Raw genomic sequence first — 19,649 nt, forward strand, 5'->3', positions numbered from 1 at the left:
GAAAGATTTCTAAGACGAATTTCGAAGTTTATTCGCCAGCTCGACCAGCTTCCTCGCCCTCTCGAGGGAGACCTCGTTTTCGACCTTCCCGTCCCGCTTGATCCACGTGCCCACTATGAAGCCGTCCGCGAACTTCCATAGCCCCGGCAGGTTGTCGTAAGTCGTCCCGGAGCCGACCACCACCGGCACCGGCGAGACCCTCTTCGCCAATGCGAGCCTTTCCAAATCGACTGGCTTTCCGGTCGCCTTTCCACTCACGACGATCGCATCTGCGAGGCCCCTCTCAATGGTGTCCCTTACCGCGTCCTCAAACTCGAAGAAGTGGACGGCGTGCTTGACATGGACGTCGGCGAAGACCTTGATTTTGCTCGGGAGGAGCTTTCTGAGCCTTGCCAGCTCGTGGGCGATGCCCTCTATGAGGCCCTGGTCAGTGTAGGCAACGCCACTCAGCACGTTCACCCTTATGAAGTCCGCCCTGACGGCGTAGGCTATTGAATAAGCCGCTATCCCGTCGTTGCGGAGGACGTTTATCCCCAGGGGCAGGCTCACCTCGTCGCGGATTGCCTTGGCGACGGCCGTGAATGCCGCGACAGTCGTCTTGTCCACGTACTTTGGGAACGGGATGTCGCCGAAGTTCTCGACCATCATCGCGTCGAAGCCCGCCTTTTCAAGGGTTTTCGCGTCATTAACGGCCAGCTCGATGACGTTATCAAGGTTCCCAACGTAGAGGTAGGAACCCGGAAGGGGCTTCAGGTGAACCATGCCTATGAGGGGTTTCCGCTCGAATTCCATAACACCACCAATCCAATGACGACCCAGCGATAGTTAAGGGTTTTGGAAATGGGGCACATTAATGGTCAAATTTATACACTGATGAAAAGCCTTATATAACCCACGGTTGAGGTAAAGAACATCATGGTGAGGCGGAAATACATCGCCTTTCTCACGCTGACACTGCTCTCCCTCCTCCTTGTCTCCGTCGTGCTTGGACCAGCCCTCATCGAGGCCCCGCCCGGAACCAAGAGCATCGAGGAGATACTCTCTCCGAAGCTTCCGCCCGGGAACGAGAGCAACGAAACCGGGCCGCCGGCTGAGGCTCCGGTTTCTCCCCACTTCGTTCTCCTCGTAACTGGGGCGGCCCACACCCACTACCTCAGGCTCAACGTGTACACCGACTACATCAACGGGAGCTGGAGGACGGAAAACGCCACGGCGATTCCGAGCAACGTCATCGCCCCACCAGAAATAAACGTCCCCCATCACGCCGAAAGGGATATAATAACCGTCGTCTCGTTTCTTCCCCTCAGCGGGAACCTCTTCACCTCCCTCTACACGACCCGCGTTGACGGTGCCGGGGCCGAGGCGATTCCTGAATACAACCTCTTCAGAACACCCATGAACGTGACGACCTACTCGTTCTCCGCGGTGGGCTACACCTTCGACATGCCATACCTGGTCAACCTCACCGCTGGAAACCAGACGGAGTATCTCTCGGCCCCCAACGACACCCGGCTGACGGCCCTGGCGGAGAGCATAACGACGGGGGCACGCTCGGACTACTGGAAAGCACTCAGTATAGTCAGGTACCTGGCCGGCAACTACAGGCACGTGGAGGACGTGACTCCCCCCGAGGGGGCTGACAGGCTGACGTGGTTCCTGTTCGAATCAAAGACGGGCAGCGCATACGACTTCGCCTCCGCCCTCGTGGTTCTGGCCAGGCTGAACGGCCTTCCCGCGAGGCTCGTCGAGGGGGTTTACATCGATGCAGTCCCCCAGACCCAGGTCGTGACCGAAAAGAACAGGCACTTCTGGGCCGAGGTTTACTTCAAGAACACCGGCTGGCTGGTCTTCGACCCCCTGCACCCCACGGATCAGAACGTGTACCTGCCCTTCGAACTGGAGGCACCCGGGGTTCTGATGCCCCTTGAGCCCGATTCCTCCGGAACGGTTACGATAAAGTTCGAGCGGGTCGCGAGCGGGACGAACTCGAGCGTCACCGTGGACGTTCCGACCCTCGGGAGGATAGCGCTCATCAGGGAGTCGGGGATATACAACCTGACGGTGGGCCCCTTTGAGGAGCCCGGCTACTATCCCCTCATGGTCAGGGCATCGGACAGGGAAGGAAACTCGCTGACCCGGATCGTCCCGGTGACTGTCCCCGGAAACGTGAGCGCCCTGCCCGACCCGGCCGTGGCGTACCTGCGCAAGAACGATGCACTTACCCTGGAGCTCACCGTGCCAGGCACAGGGGGGACGGGCCTCAGAACGGAATCCCCGCTGGTGGATTCCTGGTTCTCCATCGAGACCCCTCGGAACGAGACCAGGGTGTACGTCAGGCTAATCTCCCCCGACGATTACCCGAACGGCTGGCACATCGAGAACCTCACCGTCACAAGGGGAGCAGACGAATACAAAATCCACCTCCCGGTTTTCGTCGTGGAGCGAACCGAAATAAAAGCGGGGGTACAGAGAGCGGTGACCGCCGGGGGCTCGTTCGTCATAAACGGAACCGTGGAAGGCAGCACCACGGGCGAGCGGCCGCGCCTGGGAAGCGTGGCGGCGTTCATAAACGACGGGGAAAGGGACGTCCTGATAGGCTACGCAAACGCATCCAACGGGACCTTCGCACTCCCCGTTAAAATCCCGGTGTACCTCTCCCCCGGGACGAAGCAGGTTTTCGTATACTACCTCACCCCCCTCGGATACCCCTACCTCCCCTCAGGGGCCACGTTCACGGTCGAAGTCAGGGGGCTGGCCAGATTCTCGATGCCCGGGCTGATCCTGGCCAGACCCGGCAACGTCACGGTCATAGGTAGTCTCCTCAGCGGGGCGGGGAGACCGATAGCCAATGCCAGCATCGAATACTACCTCGATGGAAGGCCCCTCGGAGAGACCACCACCCTGACGGACGGCAGGTTCTCCCTGGTTCTCCAGCTTCCCCAGATTGAGAGGCACGTGCTGACCGTGAGGTACCCCGGAAGTCCCGTTTACTCCCCGTCCGCCATGAACGTCACGGTGGCGACCGTTGAGCTGAAGGTTCCGGAGAGGATAACCGGAGAAATCGGGGAGCCCGTCAGAATCAGCGGAAAGGTCGCTGGGGTGGAAGATGCGACCCTGCAGGCCTATGTGTTCCCTGGGAAGACGTATCAGGTAAACGTGATCAACGGGAGCTTTGAACTGACGATCGAACCATTCCAGACTGTCGGGGAAAGGTCCGTGGAATTCCGCCACGGCACCAGAACCCTGGGGAGAACAGCGGTAGCGGTTCTTTCACCGGTGGAAATAGAGCTCCTGACGCCGAGGGCGGAGGGCGAAAAAACCGCCGCGCTGAGGTTCAGGGTCGTTGATTCCGCCAACAATCCGGTAAGCGGGGTTTACCTCAACGTCAGCGTGGACGGCTTCGCGATGCGGGTAATGACCAACGGTTCTGGAATAGCCACCCTAGAAGTCCCCGTGCCGGAGAAGGAAACCAACGCAACGGTGGTTGTTGCTTTCGACGGCTCCTCCTACTACCTGCCCGCGAGCGGGAGGTTCCACGTCGTGATATCCAGAAAACGGGGAATCCCCTGGACCTACATTGCCATAGCTCTGGTTATCGGTGCACTGATAGTCAGATACCGTCTCGTGAGAAGAAAACCGGAGAAGAGGGGAGTGGAGAAGGTTCTGAAGATTATCTTCAACAACGGTATTCCCGTATTCAGGGAGGGGGAAACGGTGGAGCTGAGCATCGAGTGCGAGGGAAAGGCGGAGCTTTACGTTGATGGAAAGCCGGCTGGGAAGGGCAGGGACTTTACCCTGGCCCTGGAAGTTGGGGAACACACCATAGAGGCCCGCTGCGGGGAGCTCATCGAACGTGCGACCGTGAGGATAGTACCCCGCTACGATGACGCGGTGATCGATTACTACGAGAGGTGCTTCCTGCCGTGGGCCAGAGGGACCGGCCTGGACGTCGAAGGGATGACCCCCAGGGAGATAGCCGCGGCGCTGACGGACATGATGTACCCATGGGAGCCCCTAGACACCCTAACGGAGGTCTTCGAGAGGGCCAAGTACAGCACGGTCGAGGTGTCGCGGGGAGAGTTCATCAGATTTTACCGCTCGCTCCTCGAGCTGGTTGGAGGTGGTTGCATTGTTTAAGCTCAACTGGGGAAGGATAGGCATTTACTTCGGGGCGGTTGCCCTCATCTACGCCCTTTCGCCCTGGGCGGAGCCCCTCAACGCCATCAAGGAGCCATCGGCAATTTTAGCGCTGTTTATGACCGCACGGGAGGTGGCGAAGGGGCTGGGGAGGGAGCTCCTCGCCGGGCTTCTCGTGCCGCTCGGTCTCTCGGCCGCGGCCCTTCTCATCCCGATCCCGGAGTGGCGCCTCCCGCTGGCCCTGATTTCATTCGGCACGGGGGTTGCACTCACCGCGCCGAATCTGGAGGAGCGGGCCAGGGTCGTTAGGGGGATCGGGGTCTTTCTGGCCCTCTACGGTCTGTCCAGAACGCCCCCGCTGATGGCCTACGGAAGCGTCTTCAGCTACGCCGGGGCCGCGTTCCTGCTCGGCTACGCCGCCTCCGAACTCATCGAAAGATACCCCTGGGTGGAGGTCATCGAGAGAAACCTGCTTGGAATAGGTGCCCTCGGCGGCGTTTTGGGCCTTTACGTTTCCGTCAGAGGGAAACTCAGTGAGAGTCACCCAGAGCTGGTCTTCTACGGGGAGTGGCTGGTGCTCGTCCTGGGCGTCGTTCTGGCCGGATCGATGGTGTACTCCCACGTGGCGGGGCACGACCCGGAGCGCTACCTCCTCGAGCAGTGGCGGAGGCACGAGGCAAAAACGCTGGAGAGGCTGGGCCCAGAGATGATGGAAGCCAGAAGGGCCGTTGAGGATTTCATCGTGCGCGGCAGAAGGGGGCCGCTGGTGGCGTTCGTAACCTACTACGGTGCGAGGCTCTTCGGGGACAGGGAGGAGTTCGGAGCGCTCATCTCGAAGGTGGCGGACTACGAGGGAAAACCAATCTCCCCCCTCATGCCGCTCTGGATAAGGCGGCGCTATGAGAGGGCCGAGCTTGAGAGGAGAAGGAAGATCGTGGAGGAAGTTTTTGAAGGATTGAGGGATCTGATGGGGTGAAAGCCATGACCGAGATTGAGGAAGCCTCTAAGAAGCTTGAAGAGATTGTGGAGAGAATTTCAACCGTCTACATAGGCAACGAGGAGGTCATAAGGAAGACCCTGGCGGCGGCTCTCGTCAATGGGAACGTCCTCTTTGAGGACTACCCCGGCCTGGGAAAGACACTCCTGGCCAAAGCCTTCGGGAGGGTTCTGGGCCTGAAATACACCCGCGTTCAGTTCACCCCTGACCTGCTCCCCGCGGACATACTGGGAACGAAGGTATGGCGCCAGAACCTTGGAACGTTCGAGCTCATTAAAGGCCCAATCTTCACGCACGTCCTTCTGGCGGACGAGATCAACCGCGCTCCCCCCAAGACCCAGTCCGCTCTACTTGAGGCAATGGAAGAGCGCCAGGTCACGATAGAGGGTGAGACCTTCCCCCTGGAGCGGCCGTTCTTCGTCATCGCAACACAGAACCCGATAGAGTTCGAGGGAACCTACCCCCTCCCCGAGGCCCAGCTCGACAGGTTCCTCCTCAGGTTGCGCGTGGGCTATCCGAAGAGCCTGGAAGATGAGATGGCAATCCTTGAAGCGCGTTTGAGCTGGAGAAAGGACGACCCAACGGCGGACATGGAACCGATGATCGACAGGAAGACGTTCGTAAGAATCCAGGACCTCGTGGAGGAGAGAATTTTCACCAGCAGGGACATTGTGAGGTACATCTCGGAGCTCGTGAGGAACGCCAGGGCGGATTCCAGGGTGGAGGCCGGCCCGAGCCCCAGGGGCGGAATCGCACTGATGAAGGTGGCAAAGGCAAACGCCCTTCTGGAGGGCAGGGACTACGTTCTTCCGGACGACGTCAAGGCCTTCGCCATCGATGCCCTGGCCCACAGGGTCGTCATCAGGGCGGAGTACTCCTTTGAGGGCATCAGGGGTGAGGACGTTATAATGGAAGCCCTGGAAAAGACCCCCGTTCCCAAAGGGGCGGAAGGAAGATGAGAAAGAACCTGACGGGCTACCTCCTATGGGCGCTCCTCCTGGGGACGCTTTTTCTCTCCCCCGGGATGATAGGCCTGGCCACGGTGCCCCTGTCCGTCCTGGCCCTAGGAACACTGATCGAACCGCCGAAGGGCATAACCGTGGTGAGGAGGATATCCCGGAGGGAGGTGCGGCTCGGTGAGGAGGTCGAGGTCAGGGTGCGCGTCACGGTCGAACGCGGTATGGGTATAGTGGTCGTCAGGGACCCCCTGCCCGGGAGCGTGGCGCTGACCGAGGGCAGCAGCGTCGGGGTATTCTTCAAGGGCCCCAGGCCACTGCAGGTTGAATACACCTACAGGATAAAGCCCGTCCTCAGGGGCGTTTACAGCCTGCCCAGGAGCGAGGTGACCACGAGGAATCCCCTCGGGACCCGCTATCTCTGGGGGCTCTACGGGGAGGAGCTGAGAATAAGGGCCGTTCCCAGGGTGCTGAGAGAGGTATCTGTGATTGAAACCCGGAGAAAGGCCAGGATAAGCGTTCCGGAGACGAGCTACTCCATAAGGGGGCCCATCTCAACGGACTTCAAGGAGATAAGGAACTACCAGACGGGGGATCCGATGAAGCTCATAAACTGGAAGGCGACCGCGAGGATGGGGGAGGTGCTCGTCAACGAGTTCGAGAGGGAAGGAAAGAAGACCGTGCTCTTCATTGTGGACGCCCGGGAGGCGATGAAGATAGGAAAGGAGAGCGAGAGCCCCTACGAACACGCCATGAACCTGGTCGCATCGATGGCCCACAGCTTCCTGAGAAAGGACTACCACGTGGGGCTCTATCTGCTGGGAGCGGGAAAGTTCATTCCACCTGCCACGGGGCCCAGACAGCTCCACGAAATCGTTAGAACCATGATGAGCTTTGAGAGGGTCCAAACTGGGGAGGAAAGGCTCGATGACGCGGTGGAGAGGCTGAGGAGGATACTCATCCAGTACACCCCCCTTGTGGTCTACGTCTCCAACATCCTGGAGGGAACGTGGGCCGAGACGAGGAGAGGAATGCTCACCGTGAGGGCCATGGGGCGGGGCAAGACGAGGCCGATGGTGATAGACATCTCGGTCTATCCGACCCTCGACCCGGGGACAGGGACGCTGATGGAGATGGAGAAGAGGGCGATAATGGAGGACCTGGAGAAAACCGGAGCCTACGTCATCCGCTGGCTGCCCGGCGAGGAGGAAACGGGCAGGATAGTAACCAGGCTTCTGGGGGAGATAAGATGAGCCTCACCCCCGCAAAATTCGCGGTTGTTCTCCCCGCGGCGGCTCTGACCGCGCTGGCGTATTCCAGCGTCTCTGGGGTGAGCGGCTACGCACTTCCAGCAGCACTCGCGGCGATCCTGCTGGGAGTCTTTCTATCCAGCGGCTCCGCCAGCAGGGCCGTCTCCCTCTCGATGACCCTCTACGCGGTCCCATACACGATCGGGGCGTCGCAGTTCCTGCCCGTGGCATTTCCAGAAGCCTACAGGAACCTGGGGGAGGCAATACTGGCCAGCCCGTACTTCTCATCTGTGCTCCCGATATTCGCCCTCGTCGCCCTGGGAATCACCGCGGACTACGTGGAGACCGCAGAGGAGTGGGAGGGCGTTCTGAATGAACTGGGCGGGCAGGAAGTCGGAAAGAGAACGCTGCTCTACGGCCTTCTCTTCCTGCTGGGGGCGTTCATTCTCTCCCTGGCGGTCTTCTGGGCGGGCGGCCGCCTGGGAATCTCGGCGGCTGGCCCTCTGCTGCCGTTGATTCTCATCACGGTGGGGCTGGTTGTCGCATACTCCTCCATCGAAAGCGGGGATCACAGGAGGGTGATCGTCGCGGTGGAGACCCCCCCGTTCAACGGGAGCGTGGTTATCCAGACCCCAAAAAGGACGCTGACCCTGCCGGTGAGCCGTTCCATGGGCTTCGAGTGGGAGACCGTGAGACTGGAGGCCGAAACGGGGGAGAGACCAAGGAGGGTCCTCCTCAGAACAGGAGAAAGGGAAGAAGTCCTGAGCCCCCTGATTGAAAGCGTCGATCAGGGGACTCTCTTCCTGCTCTACCGGGTGGAAAAAGAGAAGGTTAATATAGACCGCCGTCCATATTCATCCCAGGTGAGAACGTATGAGTAGTAAATTACCGAAGGCCGCCGGAAAGGTTTTGGAAGCCGGGGAGAACGTGCTCTTCACCGTTAAAAAGAAAGTGAGCCTTGAAAAGCCCAAATGGCTCCTCATAACCGACAGGAGAATAATCTACCTGGACGAAAAGATCCTGGGAAGGTACGACGTGAAGGCCATACCCTATCAGAAGCTCGAGGAAGTCAGGGTTGAGCTCGGTGTGGTGTCCTCGGAGTTCCTCATTAAGGGTGAGGAGAACGTGAGGCTAAAGCTCGGCTGGATGAACAAGGAACAGGCAAGAAAGACGATAAACGCCATAAAGGACGCTTTGAATGCCATAGCCATTGAACCCGTGAGTGTGGACATCAAGAAGGGCCTGACCCACGAGACATGGGTGCTGAAGAAGCCCAAGGAACTCGTCAGCAGGGTCGTCTCAACTGGAACCACGGTCCAGCACACACCGGCCGTGGAGAAGAAGGAAGATCCCATCGAGAAGCTCAAGAAGCTCAAGGAGCTCTACGACATGGGTGTTATAAGCGCCGAAGAGTACGAAGAAAAGAGAAAGAAGCTTCTCGAGCAGATTTAGCCCCTTTTCTTCCAGATTATCAGCGCCGCCCCGAGCAGGAGAAGGGAGGCGAGGAGGTAGGGGAGAGGGTTCTCTCCAATGGGCCTGTGGACTATCGTCGTTGTTGGCATCGTTGAAGAGATTTGGTTTTCTATTGGAGGTTTATCATCCAGGAGCACCGTTTTTCCAGCTTTTCCATACAGCGTAATGCCCAGAGGGCTGAGCTCTCCCCACGACGAGCCGGTGTAGAGTTCCACTGAAAAGGTGACGTTTTGGGGCAGCGGAACCACTGTGAAGTAGTAGCCCGTCGAGGATTTGAACATGGGCCTCGGCTCCTCCAGCTCCGGGAGGCTGCCCCTGATCCAGAGCGTTCCGGAGAGTGAGGCATTCACAAGGCTCGCATTGAACGCCAGCAACGCCGGAACGTCGTTCCCCGAATAGTAGCGCAGCTTTGCCGGTTCGCTGACATTTCCACCTGTCTCGACCACGACGTCGAGCCACGCTTTTTGAGTTCTCACCTCGGGAACCTCGACGAGTATCCCGGTCGAGTTCCAGGAAAGAACCCTCGCCTCAGCGCCGCCGATGATGACCCTTCCACCGCTTCCGAAGCCCGCCCCTCCAATGAGGATTCTCTGACCCGGCTTGGCCGTGTAAGGGGTTACCGAGCCGATGAGAGGTTCTTTCTGCTCTCCTTCGACGTGGAAGACGTAGATGCTGTTGTGAGGGAGTTCGAGGGATGCCTTTACATTCGAAACGCTCATCTTGGCCCCGTAGAGGGCATCGTGGTATGTTCCGTCCGACCACTCAAGGTTGAGGGTCAGGTTGACGGGCGAGCCCTTGTTCATGACGACCAAGAGCCTGTGGCTTCCGAAGGTTCTCTCAAAGGCCCAGACGGAGTAGTTGGCGTAAACCGTCCTGAAGTCGCCGAAAGCCAAGGCATCGTTGGCCTTTCTCAGCTCGGCTAAGATTCTGATTATATGAGCCGCCTCGGTGGTGTTGTTGAAGGCCATCATCGGCCGGTTGTAGGGGTCGCCCTTTCCGTCTTTGCTCACCAGGTAGCTCTCGTCGCCGTAGTATATCACCGGAATCCCTGGCAGGGTCATCGTCAGTGCCAGGGCCATGTGAAAGCGCTCCACGGAATCATCTCTCTTCGCCGCGTTGAGGAAGCGGACGAGGTCATGACTATCGAGGAAGTTCAGTTGCTTGTTCGGATAGACGAAGAGAGAGTAATAGTCCTCAAGCGTTCTGGAGAGTGTTTCGAGGCTTCCCACGAAGCCGAAGGTCCTCACGATGTTTTCCCTTATCGGTATGTTGAGGACCGGCGAGACGTTGGAGTAGCGGTAGAGCTCGTACAAATCGTCGCTCCTTTCCGGAGAGAGCGAGTAGTACTCCCCGTAGATGAAGAGTGGCCCTTTGGAGTAGAGGCGCAGATAAAAGGCCTCCAGCCAGCCGAGTTCCATGTGCTTGACGGCGTCGACCCTGAAGCCGCAGGCACCTGAATCGGCAAAGAGCATCGCCCCCTCGGTGAGGTACGAATCGACCCAGGGATCGAGCTGGTTGAAGTCAGCTAAACCGAAGAGGTTGGCGTACTTGAGGGGGATTCCCGACCAGGTGAATATGTTGCCGTTGTGGTGGTAGAGGTTCTCACGGATTCCGGTTATCGGGTTCACCGTGGCGTTCCTGGTGTCCCGGTAGTAGTCGGTTACAAACGTGCCGTTGTCGTAGAGCGCTCCAAACTCGCCGTCCGTTGCCGGGTTGGAGTGGTTGGGGACGTAGTCAACGCTCACGCACATGCCCCTCTTCTTGGCTTCCTCTACAAGCCGTCTGAAGGCTTTCCAGTCACCGAAGTGCTCCTCTATGCGCTTGTAGTCGCGCGTCCAGTAGCCGTGGTAGGGGGCAGAGCCGTGTGCCATTTTGTTTATGTTGTCGTTGAGCGGAGAGACCCATATCATGGAGACGCCGAGGCTCGCTATGTAGTCGAGCTTTTCTGTCAGGCCTTCCAGGTCACCTCCCCAATAGAGGCGGTAGCTGGTGTGGGTCGGATCGTAGAAGGGCTCGTTGTTGCTCTGATTCCCATCGTAGAATCGGTCAACCATCACCTGGTAAACGACGCCCCGCTCGGGCACCGCGTAGGCCCCGGAGGGGGGCAGTATCATAAGCATCATCAAAATCACAGCTAAGGCTGCCCTCATCATATCACCAAGAGTGATTAGAAAAGACGGCTTAAAAATCTCGTGCCCAAAGATCGATGGATACTGCCGAACCCCGGAGGTCGGGGTTGGGAGACTTAACAACCCTGAGAACCTGCTCGGTTTCCACCAGGTCAAAGCTCATAACGGTGGTGGCCACGTCCCTGAAAAGCGCGAGATGCGCCGGAAAAGTCGCGCCCGCTATATCGGAGTTCACAACGTAGACCGCGACCCTGTCCCTGTGACCAACGAAGGACGCAAGGTTCCGTATGAGCCTGAGAACCTCCCTCTCAGACAGGGAGAGAAACAGCTTGTGGAAACCAAGAACGGGATTAAACACAAATTTATCTCCCCTCGCCCGCGTGTATATCGACTCGTAGTAGCCGAAGTCCAGGGAATGCCTGCCGACATCAACGATACCAAAGACGTTGCCGGTCCTCGAGCTACCACCTATTTTTATGACGGGCACCCCCTGCAGTCCCTCAACATCGAAACCCCCAACATCAAGCTTGATCAGGTATTCACCGAAGGTATCGAGAACATCATCAATTATCATCGGGATTCCTTTTTCAGCACAGAAATCCCAGAAGGACTTCAACAGAAGCTCAGGCATCACGTACGATGTGTATTCAAGAAGAACAGTCTCACCCGGAAGGAGACCCTCAAGTATTCTCCCAACATTATCCACTACCATAGGGCATCACCAATAATGGAGTACAGTTCACGGATTAAAAACGTAGCGGAGCTACACCAGTCTGGCGGTGACTAGAATCCTCGGAGATACGAAGGAACCCCTGCGAACAGGCTCCCGCCCGACGGCGAGGATTGACCGTAGAACCTCGAAGGCGTTTCCTACAAGCATGTTGTCCCTGAATGGCCGAAGCTCCCCGTTCTTAACAACGTATCCCAGCTCAACCGTCAGGGAGAAATCGCCGCTGACGGGGTTGGCGGTGTGCTCGCCGAAGACCTTTCTAACAACAACCCCCTCGAAGTCGCGGAGGCTCTCCTTCCCCGGCTTGACCAGCAGGTTGCTCGTCCCTATGTGCGGCATGGTTCTGAAGTCCCGAACCGCGTTGCCCGTGCTCTCCATGCCCAGAAACGAAGCGTATGTGTGGTCAAGGAGGAAGGACTTCAGCACACCATCCTCAACGAGAACCGTCCTTCTGGAAGGAGTCCCCTCACCGTCGAAGGAGTAGCTCCCGGGGAGACCCTCGATGGAGGGGTCGTCGATGAGGGTAAGCCCCTCGGCGGCCGCGGGCTCACCGGGCCGCGAGAACCTGCTCCTGCCGAAGTAAACGCTGTCGCCGTAGAGGTTCTCGAGCAGAATTCCCAGGATCGCCCCGAATGCCTCGGGCTCGAGAACCAGCGTGCCGGAGTAGCCCCCGAGCTTTCCGGCGGCAGCGCTCAGCTCCGCCTCCTCGATGGCGAGAGTTATGGCCCGCTCAAGCTCCTCAAATGGCTGAAGCGAGCGGTACGACTGATAGTAGGAGCCGGTTCCCGTTCTCCCGCCGCCCTTGACCGCGTAGGCGGAAACGCTCATTCCCGTGGAGCGCTCCTCGAGGAAAACACCGTTCGAGTTCGCGACACCGTAGGTGTTGACGCCGAAAGCCAGCGAGCCGGAGAGGGTAACTCCCTCGCCCTTAAGCTCCGCCATCTTGGACGCAAAGTCTCCCGCGAGGGCGTAGGCGTCTTCAAAGGGAATCTCGTCGATGAGCCTGTCGTAGAGCCCACCGACGGGGCGCGGCTTTCCCACGGAGGGGAACCCCGCGAAGGGCACCTCGCTTACCCTCGCGAGCTTTATCGTTCTTTTCACGAAGTTTTCAAGCGTTTCGCGGTCGTGGTTGAGACCGGTTATGTAGGAGAAGCCCAGCCTCCCGTTGTAGCCAACACGCAGGCCCATTCCCGAGTAGAACTTCCTCTGGGAGCGCTCGAGCCTCTCGCGCTCTATCTTGAAGGAGCCTCCCCTACCGACCTCCCAGTAGAGCTCCCACTCGACGTTCTCCCGCTCCAGTATCGACACCAGGGTCTCGACGGAAGAGTTCATCTCAATCCCCCCACGAGAGCCCTCGTTAAAAGGTGCGGCCCGCCGTCGTCCACCGGAACCACCTGTCCCTTGCCGCAGTAGCCGGGGAACTCCACCCTCAACTCCTTTCCCACGGCCCTGATGTTCCTCAGAACTTCAAGAATGCTCCCGCTCATAGCCACATCGCGCACCATATCCTTTATCTCGCCGTTCTCTATGATGTATCCCTCTGTAGCACCGAAGGTGAAGGTTCCGCTCGCGGTATCCACCTGGCCCCCCTTGTCGCCGGCCATGTAGAGGCCGTTCTTAACTTCCTCCAGCATCTCCTCGAGGCTCCAGCTTCCAGGCTCAACGTAAGTGTTGCTCATTCTGACGAGGGGCTGGTAGTTGTAGCCCTGGGCACGGCCGTGGCCGTTCGGCTCTAGGCCGAGCAAAGCGCTCGTCTCACGGTCGTTGAGGTAGTTCACGAGCACGCCGTCCTTGATTATCTCCACGCGCTTTGCCCTGATTCCTTCGTCGTCGTAGACGTAGGAGCCGTACTTGCCGGGAAGTGTTGGGTCGTCCACAACGGTCAGCTCCTCCACCGCTATCCTCTCGCCCAGCTTCCCGGCCAAGATGCTGTCGCCGTTCTTTACGGAATCCGCCTCGACCGCGTGGCCCAGAGCCTCATGTATGAAGACGCCAGTCAGTTCGGGGTCCATTATGATCTCGAACTCTCCAGAGGGCGGCGAGCGGGCGTGGAGGAGCGAGAGGGCCTTTTCCTTCACCAGCTCGGCCCAGTGGGGGAAGTCTATGCTCTCGACCAGCTCCCAGCCGGCAGTTCCACCGAAGTACCTCCAGTAGGTCTGCATCTCCCCGTTCTCCCTCGCCGTAACCGAGAACCTCACCCTTATCCTCGGAACCACCGTCTCTATCTCGCTCCCAAGGGAGTTGAAGTAGAGCTGCTCCTTCAGGCCGTCGCCGTATGCGGCTTCCCTGCTGACTATTTTCTCCCCCCTGAGGAGGGAGTCTATCTCCTTAACAAGGGCCAGCTTGTCCTCGACATCGATGTCGGTGAAGGGCTTCCTCACCTTTATCTCCGCCCTGTCCCTCACGGGGTCACCGAGGTGTATCCTCGAATCCCCGCGGGAGAGCTTGGCTATCTTCATGGCCGTTTTTATGGCCTCCTCTGCCCGCGTCATGTCGTTGGCGCTGGAAAAGCCCCAGGCCCCGTTGAAGGCCCTCACACCTATGCCCATCTCGGTGTTGAGGGAAAGCTCCTCCAGCTGGCCGTTCTGCATGCCGAGATGGGCTGCCGTGACACGGGTTATCCTAATTTCATAATAGGATATACCGTAACGTCCCGCCAGTTCCTCGGCCTTTCTCACCAGTTCCTCCATACGCACACCGATGGACATAAAAGGGAGTTCCTTTATATGGGTTGTTATAGAGATCCGGTATAGATGGAGGAACCACAGGGTTTAAGGGTTGGCTATGGAGAGGCGTAACGAGATACTCGAAACGATCACGGACAAGCCGGGAATAACCTTCCGGGAGCTGGCGAGGGAGCTCGGGATAGGCATAGGCGACCTGCAGTACCATCTCCGGAAACTCGAGAAGGAGGGCCGGGTGTTCTCAAGGAAAACAGGCAAGAGGCGCTACCTGTTCCCGAAGGGCTTCGAGGAGAAGGCGCAGAGACTGCTCATAGCAATATCGACGGAGACGAGGAGAAGGATACTGCTGCTCCTCATGGAGGGGCCGAGGAACCAGAAGGAGGTGGCGAGGAGCCTTGGACTCAGCCAGCCGACGGTGAGCTACCACATGAACGAGCTGATAAAGCTCGGCGTCGTGACCGCGGAGAAGGAAAGCAGGAGCATCATATACACCCTCTCCTACGATCCCGAGCTGATAGCAAGGCTGATAAAGGAGTACCGGCCGAGCCTGTGGGAGAAGCTGGCCGACAACCTGATAGACCTGCTGACGAGCGTGGGTGATGTAGAATGATGGAAACCCTACTCGCTATCGTGGCGCTGATCCTTGCGCTGACGCTGGCCGGAATCTCTTTCATCGCGTACAGGAAGAGCCACCTGCGTCCGGCAATGTACCTGATGATAGCCTTCCTCCTGCTCGCAATCAAGAAGACGATAGAGACCGCCAAACTGGCGGCGTGGATAGAGCGGGACGTGGGGCTGGTGGTGGGCGCCCTGGAGGTGGTCGTTCTGGCCCTGCTGGTGCTCTCGCTCTGGAGGCGCTAGCGAACCACCATGACAGGGGGGCCTATCAGACCGACTACCTCCTCGAGAAGGCTCCCTATCCTCGTTTTTCCGCTCCTGCCGTAGGCACCCATGACGACCAGACTGTAGCCCCCGGAGTTGGCCTCTTCGAGGATCTTTTCCTTGGCGGAGCCCTCGACTATCCTGAAGGAGCAGTTCACACCCTCCTCCTGACAGAGCTCCAGGAGGTTCGTCATCAGGTGCTTGATGCTCCTCTTCATATCATTCCATATCTCCTCCTCAAACCTCTCAACCTCCGAGAGGTTCTCGCTGAACATTCCCAGGTTGAAGGCCATGGCCCTGGCTTCCCTCCTGTCCAGGACCGAGAAGAGTATGACCTTTCCCCTCTTCTTCTTGGCTATGGCGATGGCATGGAGAGCCGCCTTCTGGCTCCACTTCGAACCATCAACGAGGACCAGTATACGCATGACATCACACCCCTATGTACCTTATCCAGAGCAGCCCCAGTCCTATGGCGACTGTGGCAAACATTATAACAAGACCAACCTTGAGGAAGTCCATAAACGTTATCCTAACGCCCTCCCTGGCCGCAATACCGATGACAACCACGTTGGCGCTCGCACCTATTGCGGTTCCGTTGCCTCCAAGACATGCTCCGAGGGAGAGGGCCCACCAGAGCGGGTAAACGTTCATCGAACTCCCCATTGCCTTTATGAGGGGTATCATCGCCGCCGTGAGGGGGATGTTGTCCACTATGGCGGAGGAGACCGCGGAGAACCATGTTACTATAATCAGCGCCTCACCGGTGCTCCCGATGTATCCCAGTATCCAGCGGGCGACCCCGTCGATGATGCCGGTCTCCACAAGGGCACCGACGAGTATGAAGAGGCCCATGAAGAAGAATATGGCCGTCCACTCGACCTTTTCGAGTATCTCCTCCGGGTCCATCCCGCTCCACAGGAGGAGAACGGAGGCGCCGGTGAGGGCGACGACCGCCGGCTCAATCCCAAGCCGGTCGTGGATGAAAAAGAGCATGACCACCCCGATTATAACCGCCACGGACTTCTTGAAGAGGGAGTGATCCCTTATGGCATCCGCCTCGTCGAGCTCACCGATGGTAGAGAGTATTCTGTCCCGCTTGGCGTCGCTGATCTTCATGGCCTTCCGGTAGACCAGGTAGATTATCCCGAGGGAGGTGAACAGATCCACGAGGGCTATCGGACCCATGTTAAGGAGGAACTCGTTGAAGCTCAGCCCGGCCGCGGAGCCTATCATTATGTTGGGGGGGTCGCCGATAAGGGTGGCGGTTCCGCCTATGTTGGAGGCAAAGACCTCCGCCAGGAGAAACGGAACAGGATTGATGTCCATGAGGCGCGTTATGTAGAGGAGCATCGGGGTCAGGAGCAGGACGGTTGTAACGTTGTCAAGAACCGAGCTTATGACGGCGGTGACGACGGAAAACAGCAGGAGAACCTTCATAGGGCTCCCCCGGGCAAACTTGGCGGTCTTTATTGCTATGAACTCGAAGAGACCGCTCTCCTTGGAGGTGTTGACGATTATCATCATACCGATGAGGAGAAGGAGCGTGTCGAGGTCGAGGTGCTCGGGAAGCGCCTCCCACGGCACTATGCCGAGGAACAGCACCACGGCCGCACCGAAGAGGGCCGCAACCGTTCTGTGAACCCTCTCGCTGATTATCATGGCGTATGTTACCAGGAACACTGCGACGGCTATCCCTGCTGCGATGGTCTGCTCCATGGTCACCACCCAACTAGTAGATTATAACCGGACTCTCAAGATGCTGGACTATTTTCAGAACGACGGGGCTTACGGGCGACGTTCTCGTAACCTCCGAGCCGTAGCTCCTGGACACGACGAGGAGATCGAAGTTATCGTTCTCCATGAGTCTTATAACGTCGTCACTCTTGCTCCCGATGAACTGCCTCCGCTCTATTCTAAGGCCCAGCTCCCCTAGCCTCGGGGCTATTTTAAGAACAAGGGCCCGGGCAAATTCCATTTTGGCACTTCTAAGCTTTTCAGCCTCTTCCTTGCCCAGGGTCTGCTCAATGAGCGCCAGAGTTCTTTTCTCCGAGATGTAAACGAGCGTCACGGACGCACCGCTGTACGCGCTCAGCGTCTCGTAAAGCTCCTCCGGTATCTCACCGGAGAACCTATCAATGGGGATCAGAATCGAACGAACCTCCGGAAGCACAAACTCCTCGGGAAGGAGCAAAAACTCCCGGTACCTCCTGGTTATCTCCTCGTACCTGTCCGCGGCGATGTTCTGAAACTTCCTCTGGATGAGCCTGCTGAATATGTCCATTCCCATCCCCACCTTCCGGAGGGAGAAGAGGAATATATAAGCTTTTTCTGGCTCCCGGCCCATCTCGAGGGGTCGGGTCTGAATGGAAAATGGCCCCCCAACTGGATTTCAGTCCCTGAGTTAAACGGATGAACCACAAACCCTTTATTAAAATCCGTTGAGATAAGTGCGGGGTGAGAATATGAAGCGAACAGCGGCCGTGCTTCTCATAGCCCTGCTGATTCTGCCGTTCGCAGGATTTGCAGCGGCCCAGTGCCAGAGCGAGGGACACACGGTTGTTCTAAAGGCACCGGCAGTCTCGAAGACCTCCAACGGAGAGCTCGTCGGAGTGGCCACGGACTTCGTGATAACCGTCGCACCCGGAACGGGGCACGTCTACGTGGAAACCTGGCCCCTCGCGGAGGTGGACATGCAGGCCAGCGCGAGGCTTGCCGCCCAGATAGCCGGCAAGGTTCTCGGTGTGGATATGAACAAGTACGACGTCTTCATTCAGATAAAAGCCGATTCCCCAATCATCGGCGGCCCATCCGCCGGCGGAACCATGACCGTCGGAATAATCGCGGCCCTTGAGGGATGGCAGGTCAATCCAAAGGTGATGATGACGGGTATGATAAACCCCGACGGCACCATCGGTCCGGTTGGCGGCATACTGGAAAAGGCCTCCGCCGCCCACGACGTCGGGGCCGAGGTGTTCCTGATTCCGGAGGGCCAGAGGATACAGTACGTCCAGGAAACCCAGAAGAAGGAGATAGGGGGCATAGTGGAGATAAACACCCAGACGAAGAAGGTGGACGTGGTAGATTACGCGAAAGAGCGCTGGGGCCTGACTGTTATCGAGATAAAGGACATATACGACGCCGTTTACTATTTCACCGGCCGCAGGATACCGAGGCCCGAGGCCCCTCCTACGTCAGCGTCGATACGTCGTTCCTCAAGGACGACGCGCTCAGGGACTACGAGAACACAACCTCCTACTACCGGGCAACGCTTGAGAAGCTCAAGGACAGCGACGTCAGCTACGCCACCTACACCACGCTGATGGAGGCTCTGAACCAGGCCAGCGCCATCCTCAACCAGTCAAAGGAAGCAATAGACGACGGAATGTACTACACCGCACTCAGCAAGGACTTCCAGGCGAGGATAATCATAAGGCACGTTGACTGGTACCTGGACGTGAAGTCGCAGGATGATGTTCAGAGGCTCCTCAAGACCACAGGCAACCAGATAAACGCATCGGAAAGCACCGTCTCCGGGATAACCATAAAGGGCGTCACGATGCTCCAGGCGGTAGCTGCCGCGGAGGAGAGGGTGGAGCAGGCCAAGGGGCTGCTTGAGGAGGCGTGGAAGTACTACTACAGCGGAGACTACTGGGACGCCGTGGGCGATGCGGCATACGCCTACGAGAGGGCCAAAACCGCAGAGCTATGGGCGGAGCTGGGCGAGAGGTTCGCGGGCGACGAGGTCATAAGCAGGGACGTTGTGAAGGCAACGGCCAGGGACTACATAGACGAGTCCAACCTCATCGTGACCTACATAGAGTCGATGTACGGCACCGTTGGGGGCGACCTGAGTCAGAGCATCCAGCAGGCAGAGCAGTACTACGAGGACGGCAAGTACTCGGCGGCACTGTTCACGGCGATGGAGGCAAGGGTGAGGGCGCAGGTCTTCCTCGACACGCTGGGTATAGATAACCAGAGCGTGCTTGTGGATAAGATGAAAGCGATGAAGACCGATGCCAGAACCGCCATCGGGGTGGCTCAGAGCCAGGGTGTCACGCCCGTCCTTGCGATGGCCTACTACGAGTTCGCCGAGAGCTACGAGAAGAGCGCCGAGGAGAACGGGAGTATCGACGACATGCAGACCGCGATGATATTCTACCAGTACGCCAGGGAGACGGCCGGCCTCTTCCTCAGCGCGCCGTCCCAGCAGACCCCACTGCCCCAGGACAACTCAACCGGCGTACCGCAGATAATCATACCCACCGGCGCGTCCACTCCGACCGATGGCTCCACCAGCACCCGGTCGGAAGGGACGCCGGAAGGACTCCCCGCCGCGGCCCTGGCGGCAGCGGCGGTGGGGGCGTTCCTGGTCGGTGCCCTCGTTGGAAGAAGGCTCTGACCACCACTTCTT

Annotated in this window: 16 protein-coding genes and 1 pseudogene; 9 read left to right on the top strand and 8 right to left on the bottom strand. The window is 58.5% G+C overall.

What is annotated here, in order from left to right:
* Positions 1–9 precede the first annotated feature (9 nt).
* Positions 10–792: a BtpA/SgcQ family protein gene (locus tag FH039_RS11575; protein ID WP_139681430.1), complete on the bottom strand. Its 783-nt coding sequence runs from the start codon at positions 790–792 to the stop codon at positions 10–12.
* Between the two features lie 123 nt (positions 793–915).
* On the opposite strand from FH039_RS11575, the gene FH039_RS11580 reads away from it, so the two are divergent.
* From FH039_RS11580 to FH039_RS11605, 6 genes are read left to right on the top strand one after another with little or no spacing between them, the layout of a single operon-like run.
* Complete coding sequence (locus FH039_RS11580; RefSeq protein ID WP_139681431.1) at positions 916–4,137, top strand: transglutaminase domain-containing protein; 3,222 nt, start codon at positions 916–918, stop codon at positions 4,135–4,137.
* Positions 4,130–5,113, top strand: coding sequence for a hypothetical protein (locus tag FH039_RS11585; RefSeq protein WP_139681432.1), 984 nt, complete (start codon positions 4,130–4,132; stop codon positions 5,111–5,113). Before FH039_RS11580 ends, FH039_RS11585 begins: the two co-directional genes overlap by 8 nt.
* A gap of 5 nt (positions 5,114–5,118) precedes the next feature.
* The gene (locus FH039_RS11590) at positions 5,119–6,093 is read left to right on the top strand and encodes an AAA family ATPase (protein ID WP_139681433.1); all 975 of its coding nucleotides are present in this window, start codon (positions 5,119–5,121) and stop codon (positions 6,091–6,093) included.
* On the top strand, positions 6,090–7,343 hold the full coding sequence (locus FH039_RS11595) for a DUF58 domain-containing protein (RefSeq protein ID WP_139681434.1): 1,254 nt from the start codon (positions 6,090–6,092) through the stop codon (positions 7,341–7,343). The genes FH039_RS11590 and FH039_RS11595 overlap by 4 nt, the downstream gene beginning before the upstream one ends.
* On the top strand, positions 7,340–8,221 hold the full coding sequence (locus tag FH039_RS11600) for a hypothetical protein (protein ID WP_139681435.1): 882 nt from the start codon (positions 7,340–7,342) through the stop codon (positions 8,219–8,221). Before FH039_RS11595 ends, FH039_RS11600 begins: the two co-directional genes overlap by 4 nt.
* Positions 8,214–8,792 carry a PH domain-containing protein gene (locus FH039_RS11605; RefSeq protein ID WP_139681436.1) on the top strand — a complete coding sequence of 193 codons (579 nt, stop codon included), beginning with the start codon at positions 8,214–8,216 and terminating at the stop codon, positions 8,790–8,792. Before FH039_RS11600 ends, FH039_RS11605 begins: the two co-directional genes overlap by 8 nt.
* Here FH039_RS11605 and FH039_RS11610 read toward each other — a convergent pair.
* From FH039_RS11610 to FH039_RS11625, 4 genes are read right to left on the bottom strand one after another with little or no spacing between them, the layout of a single operon-like run.
* A complete protein-coding gene (locus FH039_RS11610) occupies positions 8,789–10,963 on the bottom strand; it encodes an alpha-amylase family glycosyl hydrolase (protein WP_139681873.1) in 2,175 nt (724 codons plus the stop codon). The two genes, FH039_RS11605 and FH039_RS11610, sit on opposite strands and share 4 nt — an antisense overlap.
* A gap of 31 nt (positions 10,964–10,994) precedes the next feature.
* Positions 10,995–11,654: a DUF257 family protein gene (locus FH039_RS11615; protein ID WP_139681437.1), complete on the bottom strand. Its 660-nt coding sequence runs from the start codon at positions 11,652–11,654 to the stop codon at positions 10,995–10,997.
* 51 nt (positions 11,655–11,705) lie between these two features.
* The gene (locus FH039_RS11620) at positions 11,706–13,004 is read right to left on the bottom strand and encodes a TldD/PmbA family protein (RefSeq protein WP_139681438.1); all 1,299 of its coding nucleotides are present in this window, start codon (positions 13,002–13,004) and stop codon (positions 11,706–11,708) included.
* Positions 13,001–14,362, bottom strand: a complete 1,362-nt coding sequence (locus FH039_RS11625) for a TldD/PmbA family protein (protein WP_139681439.1) — start codon at positions 14,360–14,362, stop codon at positions 13,001–13,003. Before FH039_RS11625 ends, FH039_RS11620 begins: the two co-directional genes overlap by 4 nt.
* A 94-nt stretch (positions 14,363–14,456) precedes the next feature.
* On the opposite strand from FH039_RS11625, the gene FH039_RS11630 reads away from it, so the two are divergent.
* On the top strand, positions 14,457–14,966 hold the full coding sequence (locus tag FH039_RS11630; protein WP_139681440.1) for a winged helix-turn-helix transcriptional regulator: 510 nt from the start codon (positions 14,457–14,459) through the stop codon (positions 14,964–14,966).
* Entirely contained in the window at positions 14,963–15,217 is a 255-nt protein-coding gene (locus FH039_RS11635; RefSeq protein ID WP_139681441.1) for a hypothetical protein, read from the top strand. The genes FH039_RS11630 and FH039_RS11635 overlap by 4 nt, the downstream gene beginning before the upstream one ends.
* On the opposite strand, the gene FH039_RS11640 is transcribed toward FH039_RS11635, so the two are convergent.
* From FH039_RS11640 to FH039_RS11650, 3 genes are read right to left on the bottom strand one after another with little or no spacing between them, the layout of a single operon-like run.
* Positions 15,214–15,663 (bottom strand): universal stress protein, encoded by a 450-nt coding sequence (locus tag FH039_RS11640; protein WP_139681442.1) that lies wholly within the window; start codon positions 15,661–15,663, stop codon positions 15,214–15,216. The two genes, FH039_RS11635 and FH039_RS11640, sit on opposite strands and share 4 nt — an antisense overlap.
* Before the next feature lie 4 nt (positions 15,664–15,667).
* On the bottom strand, positions 15,668–16,954 hold the full coding sequence (locus FH039_RS11645) for an ArsB/NhaD family transporter (RefSeq protein WP_139681443.1): 1,287 nt from the start codon (positions 16,952–16,954) through the stop codon (positions 15,668–15,670).
* Between the two features lie 13 nt (positions 16,955–16,967).
* Positions 16,968–17,519 (bottom strand): universal stress protein, encoded by a 552-nt coding sequence (locus FH039_RS11650; RefSeq protein ID WP_139681874.1) that lies wholly within the window; start codon positions 17,517–17,519, stop codon positions 16,968–16,970.
* Between the two features lie 181 nt (positions 17,520–17,700).
* On the opposite strand from FH039_RS11650, the pseudogene FH039_RS11655 reads away from it, so the two are divergent.
* A pseudogene (locus FH039_RS11655) lies at positions 17,701–19,637 on the top strand (S16 family serine protease).
* Positions 19,638–19,649 lie beyond the last annotated feature (12 nt).

Origin of the sequence: Thermococcus indicus (assembly GCF_006274605.1) — an archaeon.
Classification (GTDB): Archaea; Methanobacteriota_B; Thermococci; order Thermococcales; family Thermococcaceae; genus Thermococcus; species Thermococcus indicus.

Bases quoted from the DNA above. Each gene is read 5' to 3' on its own strand.
- FH039_RS11580 (WP_139681431.1), top strand. From the start codon at position 916: ATGGTGAGGCGGAAATACATCGCCTTTCTCACGCTGACACTGCTCTCC.
- FH039_RS11645 (WP_139681443.1), bottom strand. From the start codon at position 16,954: ATGGAGCAGACCATCGCAGCAGGGATAGCCGTCGCAGTGTTCCTGGTA.
- FH039_RS11625 (WP_139681439.1), bottom strand. From the start codon at position 14,362: ATGGAGGAACTGGTGAGAAAGGCCGAGGAACTGGCGGGACGTTACGGT.
- FH039_RS11615 (WP_139681437.1), bottom strand. From the start codon at position 11,654: ATGGTAGTGGATAATGTTGGGAGAATACTTGAGGGTCTCCTTCCGGGT.
- FH039_RS11600 (WP_139681435.1), top strand. From the start codon at position 7,340: ATGAGCCTCACCCCCGCAAAATTCGCGGTTGTTCTCCCCGCGGCGGCT.
- FH039_RS11640 (WP_139681442.1), bottom strand. From the start codon at position 15,663: ATGCGTATACTGGTCCTCGTTGATGGTTCGAAGTGGAGCCAGAAGGCG.
- FH039_RS11650 (WP_139681874.1), bottom strand. From the start codon at position 17,519: ATGGACATATTCAGCAGGCTCATCCAGAGGAAGTTTCAGAACATCGCC.
- FH039_RS11590 (WP_139681433.1), top strand. From the start codon at position 5,119: ATGACCGAGATTGAGGAAGCCTCTAAGAAGCTTGAAGAGATTGTGGAG.
- FH039_RS11605 (WP_139681436.1), top strand. From the start codon at position 8,214: ATGAGTAGTAAATTACCGAAGGCCGCCGGAAAGGTTTTGGAAGCCGGG.
- FH039_RS11575 (WP_139681430.1), bottom strand. From the start codon at position 792: ATGGAATTCGAGCGGAAACCCCTCATAGGCATGGTTCACCTGAAGCCC.
- FH039_RS11610 (WP_139681873.1), bottom strand. From the start codon at position 10,963: ATGAGGGCAGCCTTAGCTGTGATTTTGATGATGCTTATGATACTGCCC.
- FH039_RS11630 (WP_139681440.1), top strand. From the start codon at position 14,457: ATGGAGAGGCGTAACGAGATACTCGAAACGATCACGGACAAGCCGGGA.
- FH039_RS11635 (WP_139681441.1), top strand. From the start codon at position 14,963: ATGATGGAAACCCTACTCGCTATCGTGGCGCTGATCCTTGCGCTGACG.
- FH039_RS11595 (WP_139681434.1), top strand. From the start codon at position 6,090: ATGAGAAAGAACCTGACGGGCTACCTCCTATGGGCGCTCCTCCTGGGG.
- FH039_RS11620 (WP_139681438.1), bottom strand. From the start codon at position 13,004: ATGAACTCTTCCGTCGAGACCCTGGTGTCGATACTGGAGCGGGAGAAC.